The organism is Paenibacillus sp. CMM36 (assembly GCF_053570945.1).
Genome location: NZ_JBSEDY010000012.1, coordinates 54,510 through 72,163, shown reverse-complemented (window position 1 = coordinate 72,163; position 17,654 = coordinate 54,510). Strand labels below are relative to the sequence as shown.

General features: G+C 45.2%; 16 protein-coding genes. 4 read left to right on the top strand and 12 right to left on the bottom strand.

From position 1 onward, the window contains the following. Positions 1 to 152 precede the first annotated feature (152 nt). The 3 genes from efp to ACWA2B_RS20830 all read right to left on the bottom strand — a co-directional run bounded on the left by efp (position 153) and on the right by ACWA2B_RS20830 (position 2,480). Positions 153 to 710 (bottom strand): elongation factor P, encoded by a 558-nt coding sequence (gene efp / locus ACWA2B_RS20840; protein ID WP_029517249.1) that lies wholly within the window; start codon positions 708 to 710, stop codon positions 153 to 155. A gap of 33 nt (positions 711 to 743) precedes the next feature. Then, entirely contained in the window at positions 744 to 1,817 is a 1,074-nt protein-coding gene (locus ACWA2B_RS20835; RefSeq protein ID WP_029517248.1) for a M24 family metallopeptidase, read from the bottom strand. Positions 1,818 to 1,898: 81 nt separating this feature from the next. Further along, a complete protein-coding gene (locus ACWA2B_RS20830; RefSeq protein ID WP_029517247.1) occupies positions 1,899 to 2,480 on the bottom strand; it encodes a YqhR family membrane protein in 582 nt (193 codons plus the stop codon). Positions 2,481 to 2,765: 285 nt separating this feature from the next. Between ACWA2B_RS20830 and ACWA2B_RS20825 the strand changes: the two genes are divergently transcribed. From ACWA2B_RS20825 to ACWA2B_RS20815, 3 genes are all read left to right on the top strand, one after another. After that, on the top strand, positions 2,766 to 3,767 hold the full coding sequence (locus tag ACWA2B_RS20825) for an ABC transporter substrate-binding protein (RefSeq protein WP_029517246.1): 1,002 nt from the start codon (positions 2,766 to 2,768) through the stop codon (positions 3,765 to 3,767). Positions 3,768 to 3,932: 165 nt separating this feature from the next. After that, complete coding sequence (locus tag ACWA2B_RS20820) at positions 3,933 to 4,925, top strand: DUF1385 domain-containing protein (RefSeq protein WP_029517245.1); 993 nt, start codon at positions 3,933 to 3,935, stop codon at positions 4,923 to 4,925. Between the two features lie 7 nt (positions 4,926 to 4,932). Next, positions 4,933 to 5,253: a hypothetical protein gene (locus ACWA2B_RS20815; RefSeq protein ID WP_029517244.1), complete on the top strand. Its 321-nt coding sequence runs from the start codon at positions 4,933 to 4,935 to the stop codon at positions 5,251 to 5,253. Positions 5,254 to 5,372: 119 nt separating this feature from the next. On the opposite strand, the gene ACWA2B_RS20810 is transcribed toward ACWA2B_RS20815, so the two are convergent. The 3 genes from ACWA2B_RS20810 to mntR all read right to left on the bottom strand — a co-directional run bounded on the left by ACWA2B_RS20810 (position 5,373) and on the right by mntR (position 8,762). Next, entirely contained in the window at positions 5,373 to 6,362 is a 990-nt protein-coding gene (locus ACWA2B_RS20810) for a patatin-like phospholipase family protein (RefSeq protein WP_165147072.1), read from the bottom strand. A 95-nt stretch (positions 6,363 to 6,457) separates the two neighbouring features. Then, a complete protein-coding gene (locus ACWA2B_RS20805; protein ID WP_449292586.1) occupies positions 6,458 to 8,200 on the bottom strand; it encodes a family 10 glycosylhydrolase in 1,743 nt (580 codons plus the stop codon). A 136-nt stretch (positions 8,201 to 8,336) separates the two neighbouring features. Next, a complete protein-coding gene (mntR, locus tag ACWA2B_RS20800) occupies positions 8,337 to 8,762 on the bottom strand; it encodes a transcriptional regulator MntR (protein WP_029517241.1) in 426 nt (141 codons plus the stop codon). A 252-nt stretch (positions 8,763 to 9,014) separates the two neighbouring features. Between mntR and splB the strand changes: the two genes are divergently transcribed. Then, positions 9,015 to 10,079 (top strand): spore photoproduct lyase, encoded by a 1,065-nt coding sequence (gene splB, locus ACWA2B_RS20795; RefSeq protein WP_023989268.1) that lies wholly within the window; start codon positions 9,015 to 9,017, stop codon positions 10,077 to 10,079. On the opposite strand, the gene ACWA2B_RS20790 is transcribed toward splB, so the two are convergent. The 6 genes from ACWA2B_RS20790 to pflA all read right to left on the bottom strand — a co-directional run bounded on the left by ACWA2B_RS20790 (position 10,072) and on the right by pflA (position 17,619). Next, positions 10,072 to 10,788: a cytochrome c biogenesis CcdA family protein gene (locus ACWA2B_RS20790; RefSeq protein ID WP_029517240.1), complete on the bottom strand. Its 717-nt coding sequence runs from the start codon at positions 10,786 to 10,788 to the stop codon at positions 10,072 to 10,074. The two genes, splB and ACWA2B_RS20790, sit on opposite strands and share 8 nt — an antisense overlap. A gap of 160 nt (positions 10,789 to 10,948) precedes the next feature. Next, positions 10,949 to 12,967, bottom strand: a complete 2,019-nt coding sequence (gene metG / locus ACWA2B_RS20785; RefSeq protein ID WP_342434270.1) for a methionine--tRNA ligase — start codon at positions 12,965 to 12,967, stop codon at positions 10,949 to 10,951. A 414-nt stretch (positions 12,968 to 13,381) separates the two neighbouring features. Next, on the bottom strand, positions 13,382 to 13,672 hold the full coding sequence (gene yidD, locus ACWA2B_RS20780; protein WP_029517238.1) for a membrane protein insertion efficiency factor YidD: 291 nt from the start codon (positions 13,670 to 13,672) through the stop codon (positions 13,382 to 13,384). 1 nt (position 13,673) lies between these two features. Beyond that, positions 13,674 to 14,165, bottom strand: a complete 492-nt coding sequence (locus tag ACWA2B_RS20775) for a Fur family transcriptional regulator (RefSeq protein ID WP_039270917.1) — start codon at positions 14,163 to 14,165, stop codon at positions 13,674 to 13,676. A 253-nt stretch (positions 14,166 to 14,418) separates the two neighbouring features. After that, a complete protein-coding gene (locus ACWA2B_RS20770; protein ID WP_029517236.1) occupies positions 14,419 to 16,641 on the bottom strand; it encodes a copper amine oxidase N-terminal domain-containing protein in 2,223 nt (740 codons plus the stop codon). A 219-nt stretch (positions 16,642 to 16,860) separates the two neighbouring features. Beyond that, positions 16,861 to 17,619 (bottom strand): pyruvate formate-lyase-activating protein, encoded by a 759-nt coding sequence (gene pflA / locus ACWA2B_RS20765; protein WP_029517235.1) that lies wholly within the window; start codon positions 17,617 to 17,619, stop codon positions 16,861 to 16,863. Positions 17,620 to 17,654: the final 35 nt, after the last annotated feature.

Genomic DNA, 17,654 nt, shown 5'->3' with positions numbered 1-17,654 from the left:
CACCCAACGACTTGAACGTGACATCCTGCGGAATAACTTTAGTACAGTATAATACGAAAGTGCTGTGCGGAGCCATTGTTTTTTAATATTAGTGCTTATAAAAATATCCCCTGCCCTTCACAAGGACAGAGGAAATCTAAAAGCAGCAAATTTTATGCGCGAGACATGTATTTGCCGTCACGTGTATCAATTAACAATACGTCATCTTGGTTAATGAACAAAGGAACTTGAACATTCAAACCCGTTTCCAATTTGGCATTTTTGGTAGCACCTGTAGCTGTATTACCTTTAATACCTGGTTCTGTTTCGATTACTTTGAGTTCCACGCTGGTAGGCAGGTTAATACCCAGGATTTCGCCATTATAGCTAACGATATTTACATTCATGTTTTCTTTCAGGAAGTTAAGTTCCCATTTCAGTTGATCGCTGGACAATGTGAATTGATCATATGTTTCATTATCCATGAATGTATGATCGTCTGCACTAGCATACAGATAAGATACACCGCGGTTTTCGATTTGCGCCCGACCGATCGTTTCACCCGCACGGAATGTACGTTCAACGGTGTTACCGTTACGCAAGTTTTTCAACTTGGAGCGTACGAATGCTGCACCTTTACCCGGTTTTACGTGTTGGAAATCCAGCACCGTAAAAATATCTCCGTCTACCTCGACGGTCAAACCTGTTTTAAAATCATTAACGTTAATCACTAAAATACCCCTCCTACAGGACTGTTATCGTTATTAAACGACTGTAAATTCTTTGCTCGAATGTGTTAATAATTTGATGCCGCTATCTGTAATAACGATATCATCCTCGATCCGTACACCGCCCAATCCAGGCACATAGATACCTGGCTCGACCGTTACCACCATACCCGGCTCCAGAATATCATCACTCGCCTTCGACAGGCGTGTAGATTCATGTACTTCAAGACCCAGACCATGACCTGTACTGTGCCCGAAATTGTCTCCATAGCCATGGCTTGCAATAATATCCCGGGTCAGTGCATCCGCTTCACGGCCTGTCATGCCCGGCTTAATATGTTCAAGTGCGTGAAGTTGCGCCTTAAGTACAATATCGTAGATCTCACGCAACTGGGGCGCTAAATCCCCTTGTGTGGCCACTGTACGTGTCAAATCGGAGCAATAGCCATCCAGCAACGCACCAAAATCAAACGTAATCAGCTCGCCTGCTTGTACTAACTTAGCACTGGCTACGCCATGAGGCAATGCCGAACGAACCCCAGAAGCCACAATTGTGTCAAATGAAGAGGATGTAGCTCCCTGCTTGCGCATGAAGAATTCCATTTCCAGATCCAGCTCACGCTCGCTGACACCTGGCTTGATGTAAGGTAAAATGTGTGCAAAAGTAGCATCTGCCAAATCCGCTGCCCGCTGCATCACTTCCAGCTCTTCTGCATCCTTGTACACCCGTAATTTCTCTACAATGCCCGACACCGGAACCAGTGAAATAGGTGACAAATCTTCGCTATAAGCTTTATGCGTCGCAACAGTTACAGCGTCTTGCTCAAAGCCTGTTTCGCTGATCTGATGGGAAGACAGCAATTCTTTCACCGTTTCCATGACCTGTGCAGCGTGCTGCACTACCGTGAAGCCTTCGGCTTGTTCGGTCGCTTGCGTCATATAGCGAAAGTCAGTCAGCAAATAGCTATGGGATTCCGTAATCAGCACATAACCTGCCGAACCTGTGAAGCCTGTCAAATATCGACGATTGACAGGGCTAGTAATCAGCATAGCCCGCAGATTATGCTCGCCCAGCGCCAGCCGCAGCTTTAACACCCGGTCATTCTTCATCTTTCATTCCGCTCCCCTCTGTCAAATAACCAAATGCTATTTTAACACAGGGAATAGGCGCTTGAGAAGTTTTTGTTACGTTCAGCTCTCAGCTTTCTCAGGCTCGCGCTTTCTTTCATCCGTATACTCGACAGCAACGGTATATCCGATAAATAGTCCCCACAGTAAAAACACACAAATTTCCGTATACAGGGAATTCCATGTTAACCGATCAGGAGCATTCATCATCCCTAGCTTAGGACCTGTTAATACAAATAAAACAACCCACCAAATCAGGCCATACACAATGCCGGGTAAAGGACCCTTAAATCTGCGCAGCAACAGAGTGTACACCAGTGAAGCTACGACGGATAATCCAATAAAAAACAGTAGCCCTACCAGATGTCCCGCCATGGTGTTCATAAATGAATGCTTGAAAAAAGGCTCTGCGAGAAAGCCAGGCGCTACTACGGTAAAGTGCAACTTATAAAACAGCCAGCGCAGCAATCCCCAGAGCAAACCCGAAAAAAAACCCAACTCAAGCGCAAAAGGAATGAGAGGCGTATGTATTTTGCCTGACTGCTGCCTGCCTCTACCACTGTCGTTATGATTACGTTGATCCTGAGATCCACGAGGTTGCTCCTGTTCATGTCCTATCTTGGGTATAGAGAAGGTTTCGCTCATGTTGTTTAATCCCCTTTCAATATGAAAACTTTTTCCCATCGTAAAGACTATCGCAATCGGATATGCATGTACTTCCATCGGATTCTGCATTCCATTTTGCTGGTAGTATGCTCCAAGGGGGGAGAGTTTAACAACGAACAGGAATGCTGAATAATGGCAGCTTTCGACTTGAGGGTACGGACCCGTTTTTTACATTGACAAAATTTCAATCCTCTATCATAATATAATGGTGAAAATGATAATCATTATCATTTTATAAAAACATATATACGGGAGAACGCTTCTATGAAAAAGGGATTCATCGGGATTTTATTGTTAATGGTTTTTACGCTCACTCTGGCAGGTTGCGGAGCAGCCGACAATGCATCGGACAAAGATCAGGTAGCCACATCGGGTAGTAAACCGACTGACACAGCGACCGGTCCTGTGACGGTAAAGCATAATCGTGGTGAGATCACGCTCGACAAGCCCGCACAGCGTGTCGTAGTGCTGGAATGGACATTTACAGAGGATTTGGTTGCGTTGGGCGTTCAGCCAGTGGGTAATGCTGACAATGCCAACTACAAGGTATACGTGACACCGGAGGCGGCTCTGGATAGTAGCGTGGTCGATGTCGGCACGCGTAACGAGCCGAATCTGGAAGCGATTGCTGCATTGAAGCCGGATCTGATCATTTCCAATGTTGATGGGAATGAAGCTATCTATGAGCAACTTAAGGCCATCGCTCCTACGATCGAATATAATCTGAACAATGGTAATGGCTACGATCATGATAAAATGGTAGAAATTTTTAATAGCATCGCGGTTGCTCTGGGAAAAGAAGACAAAGCTAAGCAGGTGCTTGCCGAACTGGATCAGCATTATGCTGAAGCCAAAGAAAAGCTCGCCGCTGCTGGCAAGTCGGATTATCATTATGTACTGACACAAGCTTTCACTTCGCAAAATGCGGCCAGCCTCCGTATGTTTTCGGATAACTCAGTCGTCGTGGCAACACTGGCGAAGATCGGTATGATTAATGATTGGAAACCAAGCAAAGTTGAACCGTATGGCTTTACAACCGTCGGTATTGAAGCTCTGTCTGCTGTTCAGAACAGCAACTTTATCTATATTGTGCAGCCGGACGATGATGTTTTCGGGGCACCTATGAAAAATAATTCGGTCTGGAACGGTCTGAATTTCGTTAAAGAAAAACGCACCTATCCACTGAACGGTACGACATGGACATTTGGCGGCCCCCTCTCATCAAAAGGACTGGTTGACCAGGTTGTTGGGGCAATTACGCAATAGGTTGTTTCCGAAGTTTTATAATGAGTAGCATTTATGTGAGCAGTCTGACGCTCCATAAATGCTTTTTTTATAAGCCTGTGGTTACACCAGTTTCATCTAACTAGATATTCCCTTCCAAATTCGATACAATATACAAAAAAGCATGTATTAAGAGAGGTGAGACGGTTGTCACAAGCATCCAAGCCTGTGAGCTACGGTGGTCAGGCAGTCATTGAAGGTGTCATGTTCGGCGGCAAGCGTGTCAATGTCACGGCAGTTCGCCGCAAAACTGGCGAAATCACATATTTGGAAGTACCACGCAAGGAGCAATCCTGGGTATCCAAATTCCGCAGAATTCCTTTATTGCGGGGGATTGTAAGCATCATCGACTCCAGCGCCAAAGGTACCAAGCATTTGAACTATTCAGCCGATGCGTATGCTGATGATGAAGTAGATCCGGAAGAACGCGCTGAGCAAAAGAAAAAAGAAGAATCTCGCTGGAGTCTGAGTATGATGATCGGTGTAGCGGCAGTCGGGATTATCTCCTTTTTGTTCGGCAAAATTGTGTTAACCCTCGTTCCGGTTGTTGTAGAAGACTTCCTGTTCGACGGCTTGTTTCACAGCCAAATTTTGCATAACCTCGCCGAAGGAGCCATTAAGCTGATTCTGCTGCTGGCTTATTTATGGGGCATTTCCCAAACTCCATTGATCAAACGACTGTTTCAATATCACGGTGCAGAGCATAAAGTAATTACGGCATTCGAAGCTGGAGAAGAACTAACCCCGGCCAATGTGCAAAAATACAGCCGTTTGCATTACCGCTGCGGTAGCAGCTTTATTATGCTGACCGTGATCATCGGGGTACTAGTCTATTCCCTATTCACCTACGATAATCTGTGGGAGCGTATGGGGCAACGGCTTCTACTGCTTCCGATCGTACTGGGGCTTTCTTTTGAATTTCTCAAGCTGACCAATGCTCTTCGTGAAATTCCGGTACTTCGTTATTTAGGTTACCCCGGTCTGTGGCTGCAACTACTTACCACCAAAGAACCGACTGATGATCAAGTGGAGGTATCCATTGCCTCATTTAAGCGTATGCTTGAATTGGATGCTGAGTTGGAAAATGTACCTGTAAAGGAGACCTTCAACAGTCCTGCACTTGATCCTGTGAAAGGATGAGTGAATAATGAACAGACATGCTGTTATTTTCTGGCTTACCCTTGCTTTGGGTGCATATGGGATTGTGGATATGCTGTGGAGAGGAAGTTGGGGCTTTCTCATGAGTTTACTCATTCCCGTCCTTGTTTTTGCAGTTATATTTCTGCTATACAAATACCTGCCAGGACAAAGCAATCGTACTCCCAAAATCAAACCCTCTGTGCGCACCATGGCTAAAACAGCCAACGCACGTAAGCAGCAGACTACGGGCAAGCGCAAAGCGTATCCTTTTCATGTGATTGAAGGTTCCAAGGGCAAAAATGAAGAAGAACAACCTAAATATCATTAACGATAATAATCATCCTTTAAAATGCAGCACAAAGGAGCCGTCACCCGCATATTCAAATATGACCGGGAAGAGGCTCCTTTTTTACACCCTTTTAAATTACTTTAACTGCCAATTAGTGTTCATTTCATAGCGTACATGGTATCCTTCATCAATTGGTATTTGCTATACTGCTGCTGGTAAGAAGTGATGCTCCATTTGTGGAAAAAAGCATCCCCTGCCTGCACACCGGAAGCATACAGCAAATCACTTTGCACTGTAGAAATGTTAAATTGTGCAGTGCGGATCCCCAATGTTGGAATTTTAATCGTCCGATACCGATTCTCCTGCTCAATATATCGTTCATCGTGTGCTGATAGCATGGTATCGAAAATAGCCTGCAGCATGGTCAAAGGACCCCGTATATAAGAAACTTTGGTCTCCGTACCCGTCTTGCCCACCATTTGAAACCCTACCGTTGGAATCGTTTTGGCCTCACGTTCATTTACAGGCTCATCAAAAAGCCACAAAGGCAAATTGCTTAGTAAAGCCCCATCAACTACAAATATAAATTGCTGAGAAAAGGTCTTTCCCTTGGCAAGTGCAGAATCAAGCCTTAACATAACGGGATCAAAAAAATAAGGGATACTTGTGCTCATCCGAATGGCCTTGGCTACCTCCAGTGAAGAGGGATTGATACCAAAACGTTTGATATCCTCAGGTAGCACCAGAATGCGTCCATTCGTGATATCTGATGCAATAATGCGCAGTTTGCCAGGAGGTAAATCCGCAAACGTACGCACTCCCTTAGCTCGTAACAGCTCACGTACCCAGTGCTCCAGTGCCTCCCCTGAGTAGAGACCTTTTTTAAGAAAGATACGAGCTGCTGGTCCAATCCACTTAATATTGAACACTGGAGAACGTCGTAACAACTTGACCAAGGGGGTTTTCTCAATTACGGCTTTCATTTCATCCGCAGAGTATCCCGCAGCCAATAAAGCAGCTACAATAGCACCTGATGATGTACCTGCTAAACGATTGAATACAATTCCATGCTCCTCCGCAGCCTTAACTGCACCCGCCAGCGAAATTCCCTTAACCCCTCCACCCTGGAACACAGCATTGATCAGCATAGATCAAAAAACCTCCGTTCTCTTGGGAGTAAGCAGTTCTACTGCTTATCTATGAGAACGGAGGCCCAAATAGAACCTATATGATCCAATTTATATCACATTTGATAATAATTTTGAAGAAGCTGAATGAGTCCATATGGATTTTTACGCAAATGCTGTGCACTAAAGTAAATATCCCCTTTGACCTGTTTATAATCTTTGTTCAGTTCAAGCTGCTTAATTAGCTCTTGAGCCGTTTGCCAGCCCTTTTCAGGGGTGCCGATTTTATACGGAGAATGACCGATATATAGCTTAACATCTGAATTTTTGACCTCATTGGACCACCATGCGACAAGCTTGTCATATCCAGCCGCAGGGAAACCGATACTCCAGTAAATTTGTGGAGCTACATAGTCAATCCATTCTTTGTTAATCCAGGTTCTCACATCCGCAAACGTCGTATCATACGCTGTAACGCCTGCCTTCGTGTCTGAACCCGTTAAGTCCTGAGATTTGTTGCGCCACACTCCAAATGGGCTAATTCCGAATTGAACTTTAGACTTGCTGGCATGAATGCTTTTGCCCAAATCGCGAACAAAACTGTTCACATTATCTCTCCGCCAGTCGCCCTTATTAGAGATTTTGTTGGCATTATATGCTTTGAAGGTCGCATCATCATCAAAAGTCCCGCTGTAAGGATAAAAATAATCGTCCAAATGGACGCCGTCAATATCATATCCGTCCACGACCTCCATAATCGCCGCAATGACATGCTGACGTGCAGCCGGAATTCCTGGATTGATGTACAATTGGCTACCATTCTTAACAATCCAGTCCGGGTGCTGATTAGCCACATGGTTTGCAGCCAAACCGCTGGTTGTTCCTGTAGAATTCGCACGGAACGGATTAAACCAGGCATGGAATTCCATCCCTCGCTTATGCGATTCGCTAATCATAAATTTCAAGGGATCATAGCCTGGATTTTTACCTTGGGTGTTGGTCAAATACTTGCTCCAGGGTACGAGACTCGACGGGTAGAGCGCATCACCGCTGGCACGAACCTGAACAAATACCGCATTGATGCCCATCCCCTGCAAATCATCGAGCATTTTAGTAAACTCCTGCTTTTGCTTCTCGGAGCTGCTTCGGGCAGCGGAAGAAGGCCAATCTCCATTGATGGTAGAAATCCATGCCCCACGCATGGAAGTTGAAGCCTTTACCTGAACAACATTTGCCTGTGAAGAACTTGAACCGTCCTCACTAGTAGACGTTGACGGTGAAGTGACAACCGTCTGCTCATTATCGCTGGCTCCCTGATCCGTACTTACACTCTCCTGATTGCCAGATGCAGACGTATCTGATGTGGAAGCACTGTTTCCCGCTGAGCTACTCCCACCCGTTGAGACACCTTCCTTACCACTGCTTAACGTAATGACTCGCTCTGAAGCTTGCCAATCCACTTTTAATCCCAACTCTTCTCCAACAAAACGCAGAGGCACCATGACTCTCCCGCGTGTCATACGGGCAGATGCATCCAGTCGAACGGACTTACCATTCACCGTAGCGCTTTGTGCACCATTCTCCATAGATATATTTTTGTTCTGTGCTGTAATCGTTACCGTACCGGACGATTCCGACCAGTTGACCTGAGCGCCCAATCCCTCACTAATCACTCGCAAAGGAACCATCGTAACATTGGCTCCCTGTACAATATACGGTGATGCGTCACTTTGCAGGGACTGTCCGTCCAATATAATTTCAATATCACCAGTTGAAGCTGCTTGAACTCCAGGAACGATGGCAGTCTGCACTGCTAAGAGTAGGCCTGCAGCCAATGCCACTATTTTCTTTCGATTCATATTATTACAATCCTCCGCTAACCCTGTTAATTTTAACCCCTATCTTGTCCTGCTATATAATGGATAGACGCTAATCACCGGATATTTGTTGCGGTCGGGACAAATAAAAAAGCATCGTCCATAAGGACAGATGCTTTTAGGAATCTCCACTCAATTCCTTGTGTATGTCATGAAGCTGGCGCAAGCGATCTTCATCCCGACGAAAATATTCAACCAATGTTTCGATACGGGTGATGGAATCCCAGCTCAAATGATGCTCAATACCTTCCACATCTTTATATATCAGGTCCTTCTCAACCCCAATCATATCCAGAAATTGCTCTAATAACTGATGGCGATCAACCAACCGTTTGCCGACCTTTTTCCCTTTTGGTGTCAAAATCAGTCCCCGATACTTCTCATATACAAGATAATCGTCCTTATCCAACTTCTGAATCATTTTGGTGACGGACGAAGGATGCACCTCTAAACCCTCTGCGATGTCCGAGACACGAGCATATCCCTTCTCATCAATCAGTTGGTAAATGCGTTCCAAATAATCTTCCATGCTTGGCGTTGGCACTTGTTTCCCTCTTTTCTGTTATTGAACGGGCGCTTACCGCCTTCATTTCCTGCGTTAAACCTACTATGTAATGATACATGTTATCATTGCCCATTGGCAAGTCTCATCCCTTCACTCACATCTATTGCCACGATTTGTTCAATTTAAGCCGGGTACACTAATATCGTCGTCCCTGTATCGTTTACTTCTGCGGCAATATGTTAAAGTTGGACACCAGAGCACTGTGGATTTATTTTGAAAGGAGCGTTAGCCATGTCTACGCTTGAGCGTACTCCTGTCCAAACCAGAGGAACCAAGCCATTTTTGCCTGACCTGGTGTTTTTTGAGCCAGACGCACTAAATTATCCCAAGGGCCAGCGTATTATGGATTGGGTTAAAGCCAAGGATATTCCGTACCGGATGACTACCTCTCACAACCGAATTACCAATTTACCAGGTGAAACTGAAGTTGAAAAGTACCGAATGGCAAAAAAAACTTTGGTAGTTGGTATCCGTAAAACGTTAACTTTTGATCAATCCAAGCCTTCTGCTGAATATGCCATCCCCATTTCGACTGGTTGCATGGGGCATTGTCACTACTGTTATTTACAAACAACCTTGGGAGCAAAGCCGTATATTCGTGTATATGTCAACACTGACGATATCTTATCAGCAGCTAAAGCTTATATCGAGGAGCGTGCGCCTGAAATTACCCGTTTTGAAGCAGCTTGTACCTCCGATCCGGTTGGTTTGGAGCATATCACCGGAACGCTTGGAGACTTGATTCGTTTCATGGCAGATGAGGAATTTGGCCGTCTGCGTTTTGTTACTAAATATCATCATGTTGATCCATTGCTGGATATTAAACATAATGGTCATACTCGCATCCGCTTTAGCATTAATTCCGATTATGTTATTAAACAGTTTGAACCTGCAACTTCCCGCTTCGAGGAACGTATTGAAGCCGCGGGCAAAATCGCACGAGCCGGTTATCCGCTGGGGTTCATCATTGCACCCATCATCTGGTATGACGGCTGGGAAGAAGGTTACGGCGAGTTACTGCGCAAATTGGGAGAAACCTTGCCCCAGCATGCTACAAAAGATTTGACGTTCGAATTAATACAGCATCGCTTCACCAAAACATCCAAAGCTGTCATCGAGAAACGTTATCCGAAAACCAAGCTGGAGATGGACATAGAGAAACGCAAGAAAAAATGGGGACGCTGGGGACAAAACAAATACGTTTATCCCGATGAACAGCAAAATGCACTGCGAGAGTTTATCACAGAGCGTATTTTTGAACATTTTCCTTTAAGTCGTATTGAGTATTTCACATAACTAGCATCCAACCCGGGGTAATCCGTTGTAAAAATAGCGTTACATCGGTCATATGATCCGTTACCAGTAAAATGCCAGTGATAACAAGTAGTATGCCACCTGTTTTGATGAGGATGGAGGTATAGCGAGAGGATAGCCGAACAGAGCCTACCAGCAAAGCTAATACAAAAAATGGAATCGCAAACCCGAGCGCATAGCCTGTAATCAGTTTGAACCAAATGTGATGCTCTACTGCAGCCAAAGCGATAATAGCTGTTAGCATGGGACCGATACAGGGCGACCAGCCTGCCGCAAAACCAATTCCGATTACAAAGGAGCCGGCGTACCCGGCAGGCTTCCATGTCCAGCGAAGCTTATGCTCCCTCATTAGAATCAAAGGACTTACCACACCGAGAGATACCAGTCCCATTAGTAAAATAAGTAACCCTGCTACCACTCTTAGCGTATCCCCATAATTGGCAAACCATTCTCCAAGCAACCCGACACCTGCACCCAGTGAATAGAAAACGACCGAAAAGCCCAGTACAAAAGCAAGTGTATGCCCCATCGTACGATAACGAACCTCGGCCTTATGCCGTCCTTCAGCCAGTTCACGCGCAGACATCCCTGTCATATACGATAAATAAGATGGATACAGCGGTAAACAACACGGTGAAAAAAAAGAAACCAGTCCGGCTACGATCGCCAATCCGGCGTTAATATCTGTCATCCTCATTTCCTCCCCTGTCTTAAGTGAACACGAGCAAACAAGCCCTGCCAACTAAACATACGTGTAGCGGGAGCAAAATATGATGCACGCCAAAAAGCGCATGCCCAAGAAGAATGATTCTCGGGCATACGCTCATTACGTTCTTTTATTAACTAGCGTACTACTTTACAACTGCACCATTCGGCATACCTTCCGGTACGGTGGCGAGCGTAAGCTGATCTCCATGTGAAGCTGCCAAAATCATACCTTGCGACAGCTCTCCCCGAAGTTTTACTGGCTTAAGATTGGTCACACAGATCACCTTGCGCCCAATGATATCTTCAGGTGTATAAAACTTCGCAATCCCTGATACTACCTGCCGTTGCTCATAACCAAGATCAAGTTGGAGCTTCAACAGTTTATCGGCCTTCTTTACAGGCTCGCAGGCGACGACCTGAGCAACGCGCAGTTCCACCTTGGCAAAATCCTCAATGCCAATCTCTTCCTTTGCCTCCGGCGCTTCCTGGCTCGCCTCAGATGCATTCTGTGGTTGAACTTGTGTCGTAGCTTCCTCTGGTTTCTTACCTCCTGTCATTGCTTCCACGATAAAAGCAACCTCTTGCTCTGAATCCAGACGTGGGAAGATCGGATTACCTTTGACCAACTGTGTTCCTTCCGGAATACGACCAAACTGCTTGCCGCTATCCCATGTAGTCAGCTCACCTTGGCTAATACCGAGCTGTTCCCAAATTTTATGAGGAGCACGGGTTAAGAATGGCTGAAGTAAGATGGAAGCGATGCGCAAGCTTTCTACCAAATGCAACATAACCGATGCCAATTCACGACGTTTTGCCTCATCCTTAGCCAAATTCCATGGTTGCGTCTCGTCAATATATTTGTTGCTACGGCTAATAAATTGGCTAATCGCCGTTAATGCCACGGAAAACTCCATGTTTTCCATGGCTTCTTCTACTTTGCTATAAGTCGATGTTGCCATGTCTTCCAGAGCTCCGTCGAATTCTGTTACATTTGCTTCATAAGCCGGAACCTTGCCGTCAAAATATTTATCTACCATCGCCACGGTACGATTCAACAAGTTGCCCAGATCATTTGCCAAATCCGAATTAACTCGATCTACAAAACTTTCTGGTGTAAATGTTCCATCTGCCCCAAAAGGCACCTCGCGCAGCAAGTAGTATCGAAGTTGGTCCAGACCATAACGGTCAATCAACGTTACCGGGTCTACCACATTGCCTTTAGATTTCGACATTTTACCATCTTTCATAAGTAACCAACCATGTGCAAATACTTTTTTAGGTAACGGAATATCCAATGCCATCAGCATGATTGGCCAATATATCGTGTGGAACCGTACAATCTCTTTACCCACGATATGCACATTTGCTGGCCAAAATTTATCGTACAGTTCAGTATTAGAAGAACCATATCCCAAGGCTGTGATGTAGTTGGAAAGTGCGTCAATCCAAACGTATACGACATGCTTCGGGTCTCCCTTGACCTTAACACCCCAGTCAAAAGTTGTACGGGAAACAGCCAGATCCTCTAGCCCCGGCTTGATGAAGTTGTTAATCATTTCTTTTTTCCGGGATTCCGGTTGGATAAACTGCGGGTTCTCTTCATAAAATTGCAGCAACCGATCAGCATACTTGCTCATGCGGAAAAAGTAGCTCTCTTCCTTGACCAATTCTACAGGGTGCCCACTATCCGGGCTCTTACCTCCAGTCACATTGCCTTTAGCGTCCTTCACCACGTCAACCAGCTGAGTTTCTGTGTAGTACGTCTCGTCAGGGATGCTGTACCAGCCTTCGTATTCTCCCTTGTAAATATCGCCTTGTTTTAATAAACGATCAAAAATTTCCTGTACGACAGCCTTATGACGTTCCTCCGTAGTACGGATAAAATCGTCATTGGAAATGTCGAGCTTCCGCCACAGGTCTTGGATGCCTGCCACAATGTCATCTACGAAACGTTGTGGCGTTTTTCCAGCTGCACTTGCCTTTTGCTCAATCTTCTGACCATGCTCATCCGTTCCTGTCAAATAACGCACTTCATAACCGCGTAGCCGCTTGTAACGGGCCATTGCATCTCCCGCAACTGTCGTGTAAGCATGACCTATATGTAGCTTGTCGCTCGGATAATAGATCGGTGTCGTAATGTAAAATGTGTTCTCATTGGACATGTATGTTGCCTCCTGTTTTGTTCACGGCAGCTCGATAAGACCTGCTGACATGATGGTACTCCAATTTATGAATTTGGAACAAATTGGGCACAAAAAAGACCCCCGCCCCTATGGGACGAGAGTCACCTCACGCGTTACCACCCAATTTTCCTGTATCCTCGCAGACTACAGGCTTCACCGGTCACATCTGACCGCCCATTAACGCTGGAACACGCCTCCCCCTTACGTTTGCCTCCCGTGCACAAATAACTGTGGCAAATACGCTCGAAAAAGGTTCCTCCAGGACCATATTCAGGCTTCACTCCAGACCGGTTTGCAGCTAACCCCGGCTCTCTGTACTGGACAATTCACCCTACTCATCCCTTCGCAGGAAAACAATATTAACCAAAATATAACCAAATCCGCATAGCGCTGTCAAGTCAGACTCTTCTCGGAATGAGTAGCCAAACGATCTTCGCTAGACCTGTCTGTCTCCTTTTTTGCAGGAGGAACCAAATCTACGCCTCCTGGATGAAAGGGATGGCATTTGGCTATACGCTTAGTAGCAAGCCATGAACCTTTGAGCGCACCATGCACTTCTACCGCCTCCAACGCGTACGCTGAACACGTTGGATAGAATCGGCAGGTAGCCGGCTTTAACGGTGAAATATAGGAACGATAAAACTTAATCGGAGCCTGTACCACTCTGCGTGTGGTGATTTTCATTTCAGTAGCCCCCGTGGCTGTGAGTGTGACTGCTCGTCTGTCTGAATCCCCCATCCGAATTACTATCAGTATGTCCATTCTTCTGTTGACATTCTTTACAATAACCAAAAATTTCAAACTTGTGCTCGACGATTTGGAATTGATCCGTTGTATCCGTCATTTGCATTGGGCAAAAAGAAATCGGTAATGTTTTCTGACAGCTCAAGCAAATCATATGGTGATGGTGATGATGCTCATTACAGCTCACCTTGAACTTCATTCCATCCTCAAAAGATACCTGTTCCAGCACACCTAATTCCTGCATTACACGCAAATTACGATAAACTGTATCAAAGCTAAGTCCACTGTACTTCTTACCCATATATTCATAAACGTCTTTGGGGGACAGATACCCTTCATTCTCGGAAAATAACGTGGCCAACGTTTTGCGCTGATCTGTAATACGCAGCCCCTGAGCGGACATTGTTGCAATAATCTCATCCTTTGTCAGCATGCGTTTCACCCTCCCCTGTCTGTAGTTTCAGGTTTTCTGATGCAGGCTTAGGCTTGCATCTATTTATTATACCACGATTAAAGTCAATATTATAAGAGATATTCGCATCTATACATAAGAAAAAGACGCTCTCCAGCGCTACGATCAAATTCGCAGCAGGAGAACGCCTATATTCTGCAAGTGACATCGACTTTTAAACGGTGAATGACGAGACCCAAGGTCTAAGCCGGTAAACAGTACCGGTTAATTCATATTAATTTTTAATAGCTGGTAAAGGCATAACTACTACGGAAACCGGCAAGTTACTTCCTGCAGCAGCAGTGAAATACATCTCTACACTTTCCTCGATATGCCCTGTGCGATACAGCACACTCATCTCATTTGGAGCCCATACCGAGCCGTTTGTCGGGATACCCACAACCTGATTGTTTACCATCGCATAGCCGGAATATTCGCCTCCACGCGGGTTGAACGTAATCAGTGAATACGGCGCTACATGATCCAATTTAACTTTATATACAACACCAAAATTACCGGCATTGGAAGCAGAAGAGCCGTCCAGACCATCCGTACCAATCAGGTTCGGGTCTACCTTATTATCGCCAAGAACGATACGTTGAGCTGTTTTACCAACCTCTTCGGTATAATTGAGTGAGATATCCGAATTAGCGTACGTTCCACGGTTATGAATTCCGTCCTTAGGCAGTTTTGCCAAAGTAGGCAACACGGTCAACGGATCTGTATTTGCATCTAACACAATAACCGTGTATTGAATAGGTTGATCCGTATATAAATCGGATAACAGAGAAATGACTTGTTTTTGCTTGATTTTTTGTGCGTTCAGATCCTGTAAAATAACGCGGCTTTCGCCAGGATTTAGAACTGTGCTAGAACGCTTGCTTCCATCCTGCATGGATTGAAAATATCGTTGAATCGAGACTTTACCCGCAGCCGTTGCAAATTCAGATGGTCCGGCAAAACCGGAATTTTCGACATTCATGTTGGCAGGAGTAATATTGTTGTTGGTTGCAATCACGTACATTTTCACATCTCGACCCGTTTCATTCACATGATGGACGAGTATGCGCGTGCTTCCTGATCCGGTTTCCTGATACACAATTCCGTCCTGAAATACACGTTCCGGGCTGTTAGCACGGATCAAAAGACGCGGTGAAGATGTACTTGTCAAAGGAATGGTAGCCATGGTAGGCACCTGACTGCCGTCTACTGTATATTTATCACCATATGGTGTGAAGATTTTATTGAAATCATCTTCGTTGTACAGCAGTTCATTCGTAATTTTAATCGTTTCACTTTTGGTACCTGTTGCGCCGTGCTTATCAGTCACGGTTAACGTAATCGTTACATCACCTGGTTGGAAGAAGGCTAGTTTCTTGTTCTCCCAATCACGCTTAGTAATAGCATTCTCATCATCCGTACTCAGGTCCGTAATGGTGATCTTTTCACCCATCTTGTACTCTTTTTTATCTGTAGTAAACAGAGCGACTGGCGGTTGGTTCGGCGGTCTTACTGTAATTGTAACTGAGTAAGGATCACTCCAGTTTCCAGCTGAGTCAAGAACAGAATAGGTAACTACATATGTACCCGGCTCCTGAAATACGTCCTGCTTACCTTCCCAACGTTGGTTCACAATCGGTAGACCTGTAGGAGAAGATTCCTTCGTCAAATACGTAACTTGGGTTTCGCCCGCATAGATATCTTTTTGCTGAACCGTGAAGGAAGCTTTAGGCTTCTGATTCAAATCCATGATAACTTGTTTAGTCGTATTATTCACAGTATAAGGAATATTTAAGGCCTGTGTAATCGAGGTCAACGGCACCATAAATACGTTCTTTTGCTGAAAAGCCGGTCCCTTCATTTGTCTGGCTTCACCGTTAACCGTATAAACCTTGCTGTCTGTTTTGAAGCGCATGACATTTGTTCCTTGTGTGATTACGGTTTCTTTGGTGGCAGTGTCATAACTAAACTGCAATCCGACACGGCTGACAAGTGAACGGATAGCTACATAGGAAACTCCGTCCTTAACAGTCATCGGCTGAGTTGCCGTATATACCTGTCCGTTTTGTTCCATTTTCGCGCTGTTTAAATACAAAATCAGTTGATTAGCCCCCATGTTTGTTGGAGCTCCACCAGGATTGGTGATCGTTCCGTCTCCACCGTATACATCATTGGATACGTTCGATCCGTTGGTTGTATCCGTAGGCAGGCCAGTCAATGGATCATTGGTTACGCCTGTGTTATCTGGTGTTACCGTGTTGTTTTGTGTGCCTGTTCCCTCTTGAGCTCCGATACTATTCTGAACGCTGGAATCAGCAACATTGGTCTGAGCCTGCTGTGCGCTAACCGAATCGGTGGATTGAACGGTTGTTGATGCTGCTTCTGCTCCTACAGGGGCTACTGCGGCCACCTGAGCTACCGCCAAAGCGGTGAGCATGGTCCATTTCTTGAAATTCATTGTCTGTCTCCTTCTATCACCAAATTATTATCATTCCCGTAAAAAGTCATACTATTAGACGCGTCAGTTGTTAAAAAGTTTCTGGAAATTTTGCTTATCATGAAAAAAAGGGAACTTTCTCCTGTGACTGCAAAAAATTCTACAACAAAAAACCGCCACCCATCTGACCTGATGTGGCGGCGGCTTCATTACTAAGAAATAGCTTTTGCACCATTTACATTATGATGGACGACAGACAGCATTCTTTCCTGCAGTCTCCAGACGACCCTCTTCAATGAGTCGGTAAGCACGTTGAACTTCTTCGTCTGTAGGAGATGGAACTCCCTCCAACGGATACTCCTTACCGAGCATTTCCCACTTGTAAACACCCATTTGATGGTAAGGTAAAATTTCGAATTTCTCGACTCCGTTCAACGTTCCGATAAACCGTCCCAAATTCAATAAATCTTGCTCGTCATCATGAATACCCGGTACAAATACGTGTCTAATCCACATTTTACGCCCTTGCTCAGACAACCAGCGAGCTGTGCTTAGCATACGGTCGTTGGACTTGCCTGTAAGCTTAATATGCTTGTCGTTGTCAATATGCTTAATATCAAGTAACACCAAGTCTGTTACGTCCAGCAGATCATGGATACGGCCCGCATCATTAAAGCCATTACTGTCCAGTGTCGTGTGCAAATTCCAGCGACGTTTCACTTCTTTGAACAGCTCTGCTACAAAATGAGCTTGCAATGTCGGTTCTCCACCGGATACGGTCAATCCGCCTCCCGAAGAACGGTAATAGGCTAAATACGGTTCAATTTCAGCCAATACTTCCTCTAGGGTCATTGGATTGCCTTCATTCAAGGCCCAAGTGTCCGGATTATGGCAATACTGACATTTCAACAAGCATCCTTGCATAAAGAGCACGAAGCGGATGCCGGGACCATCGACGGTCCCGAAGGTTTCCAATGAGTGTATGTGTCCTTTCAACATGTTGCATCATCCTTCCCGCATCCGCTATGCGTGCG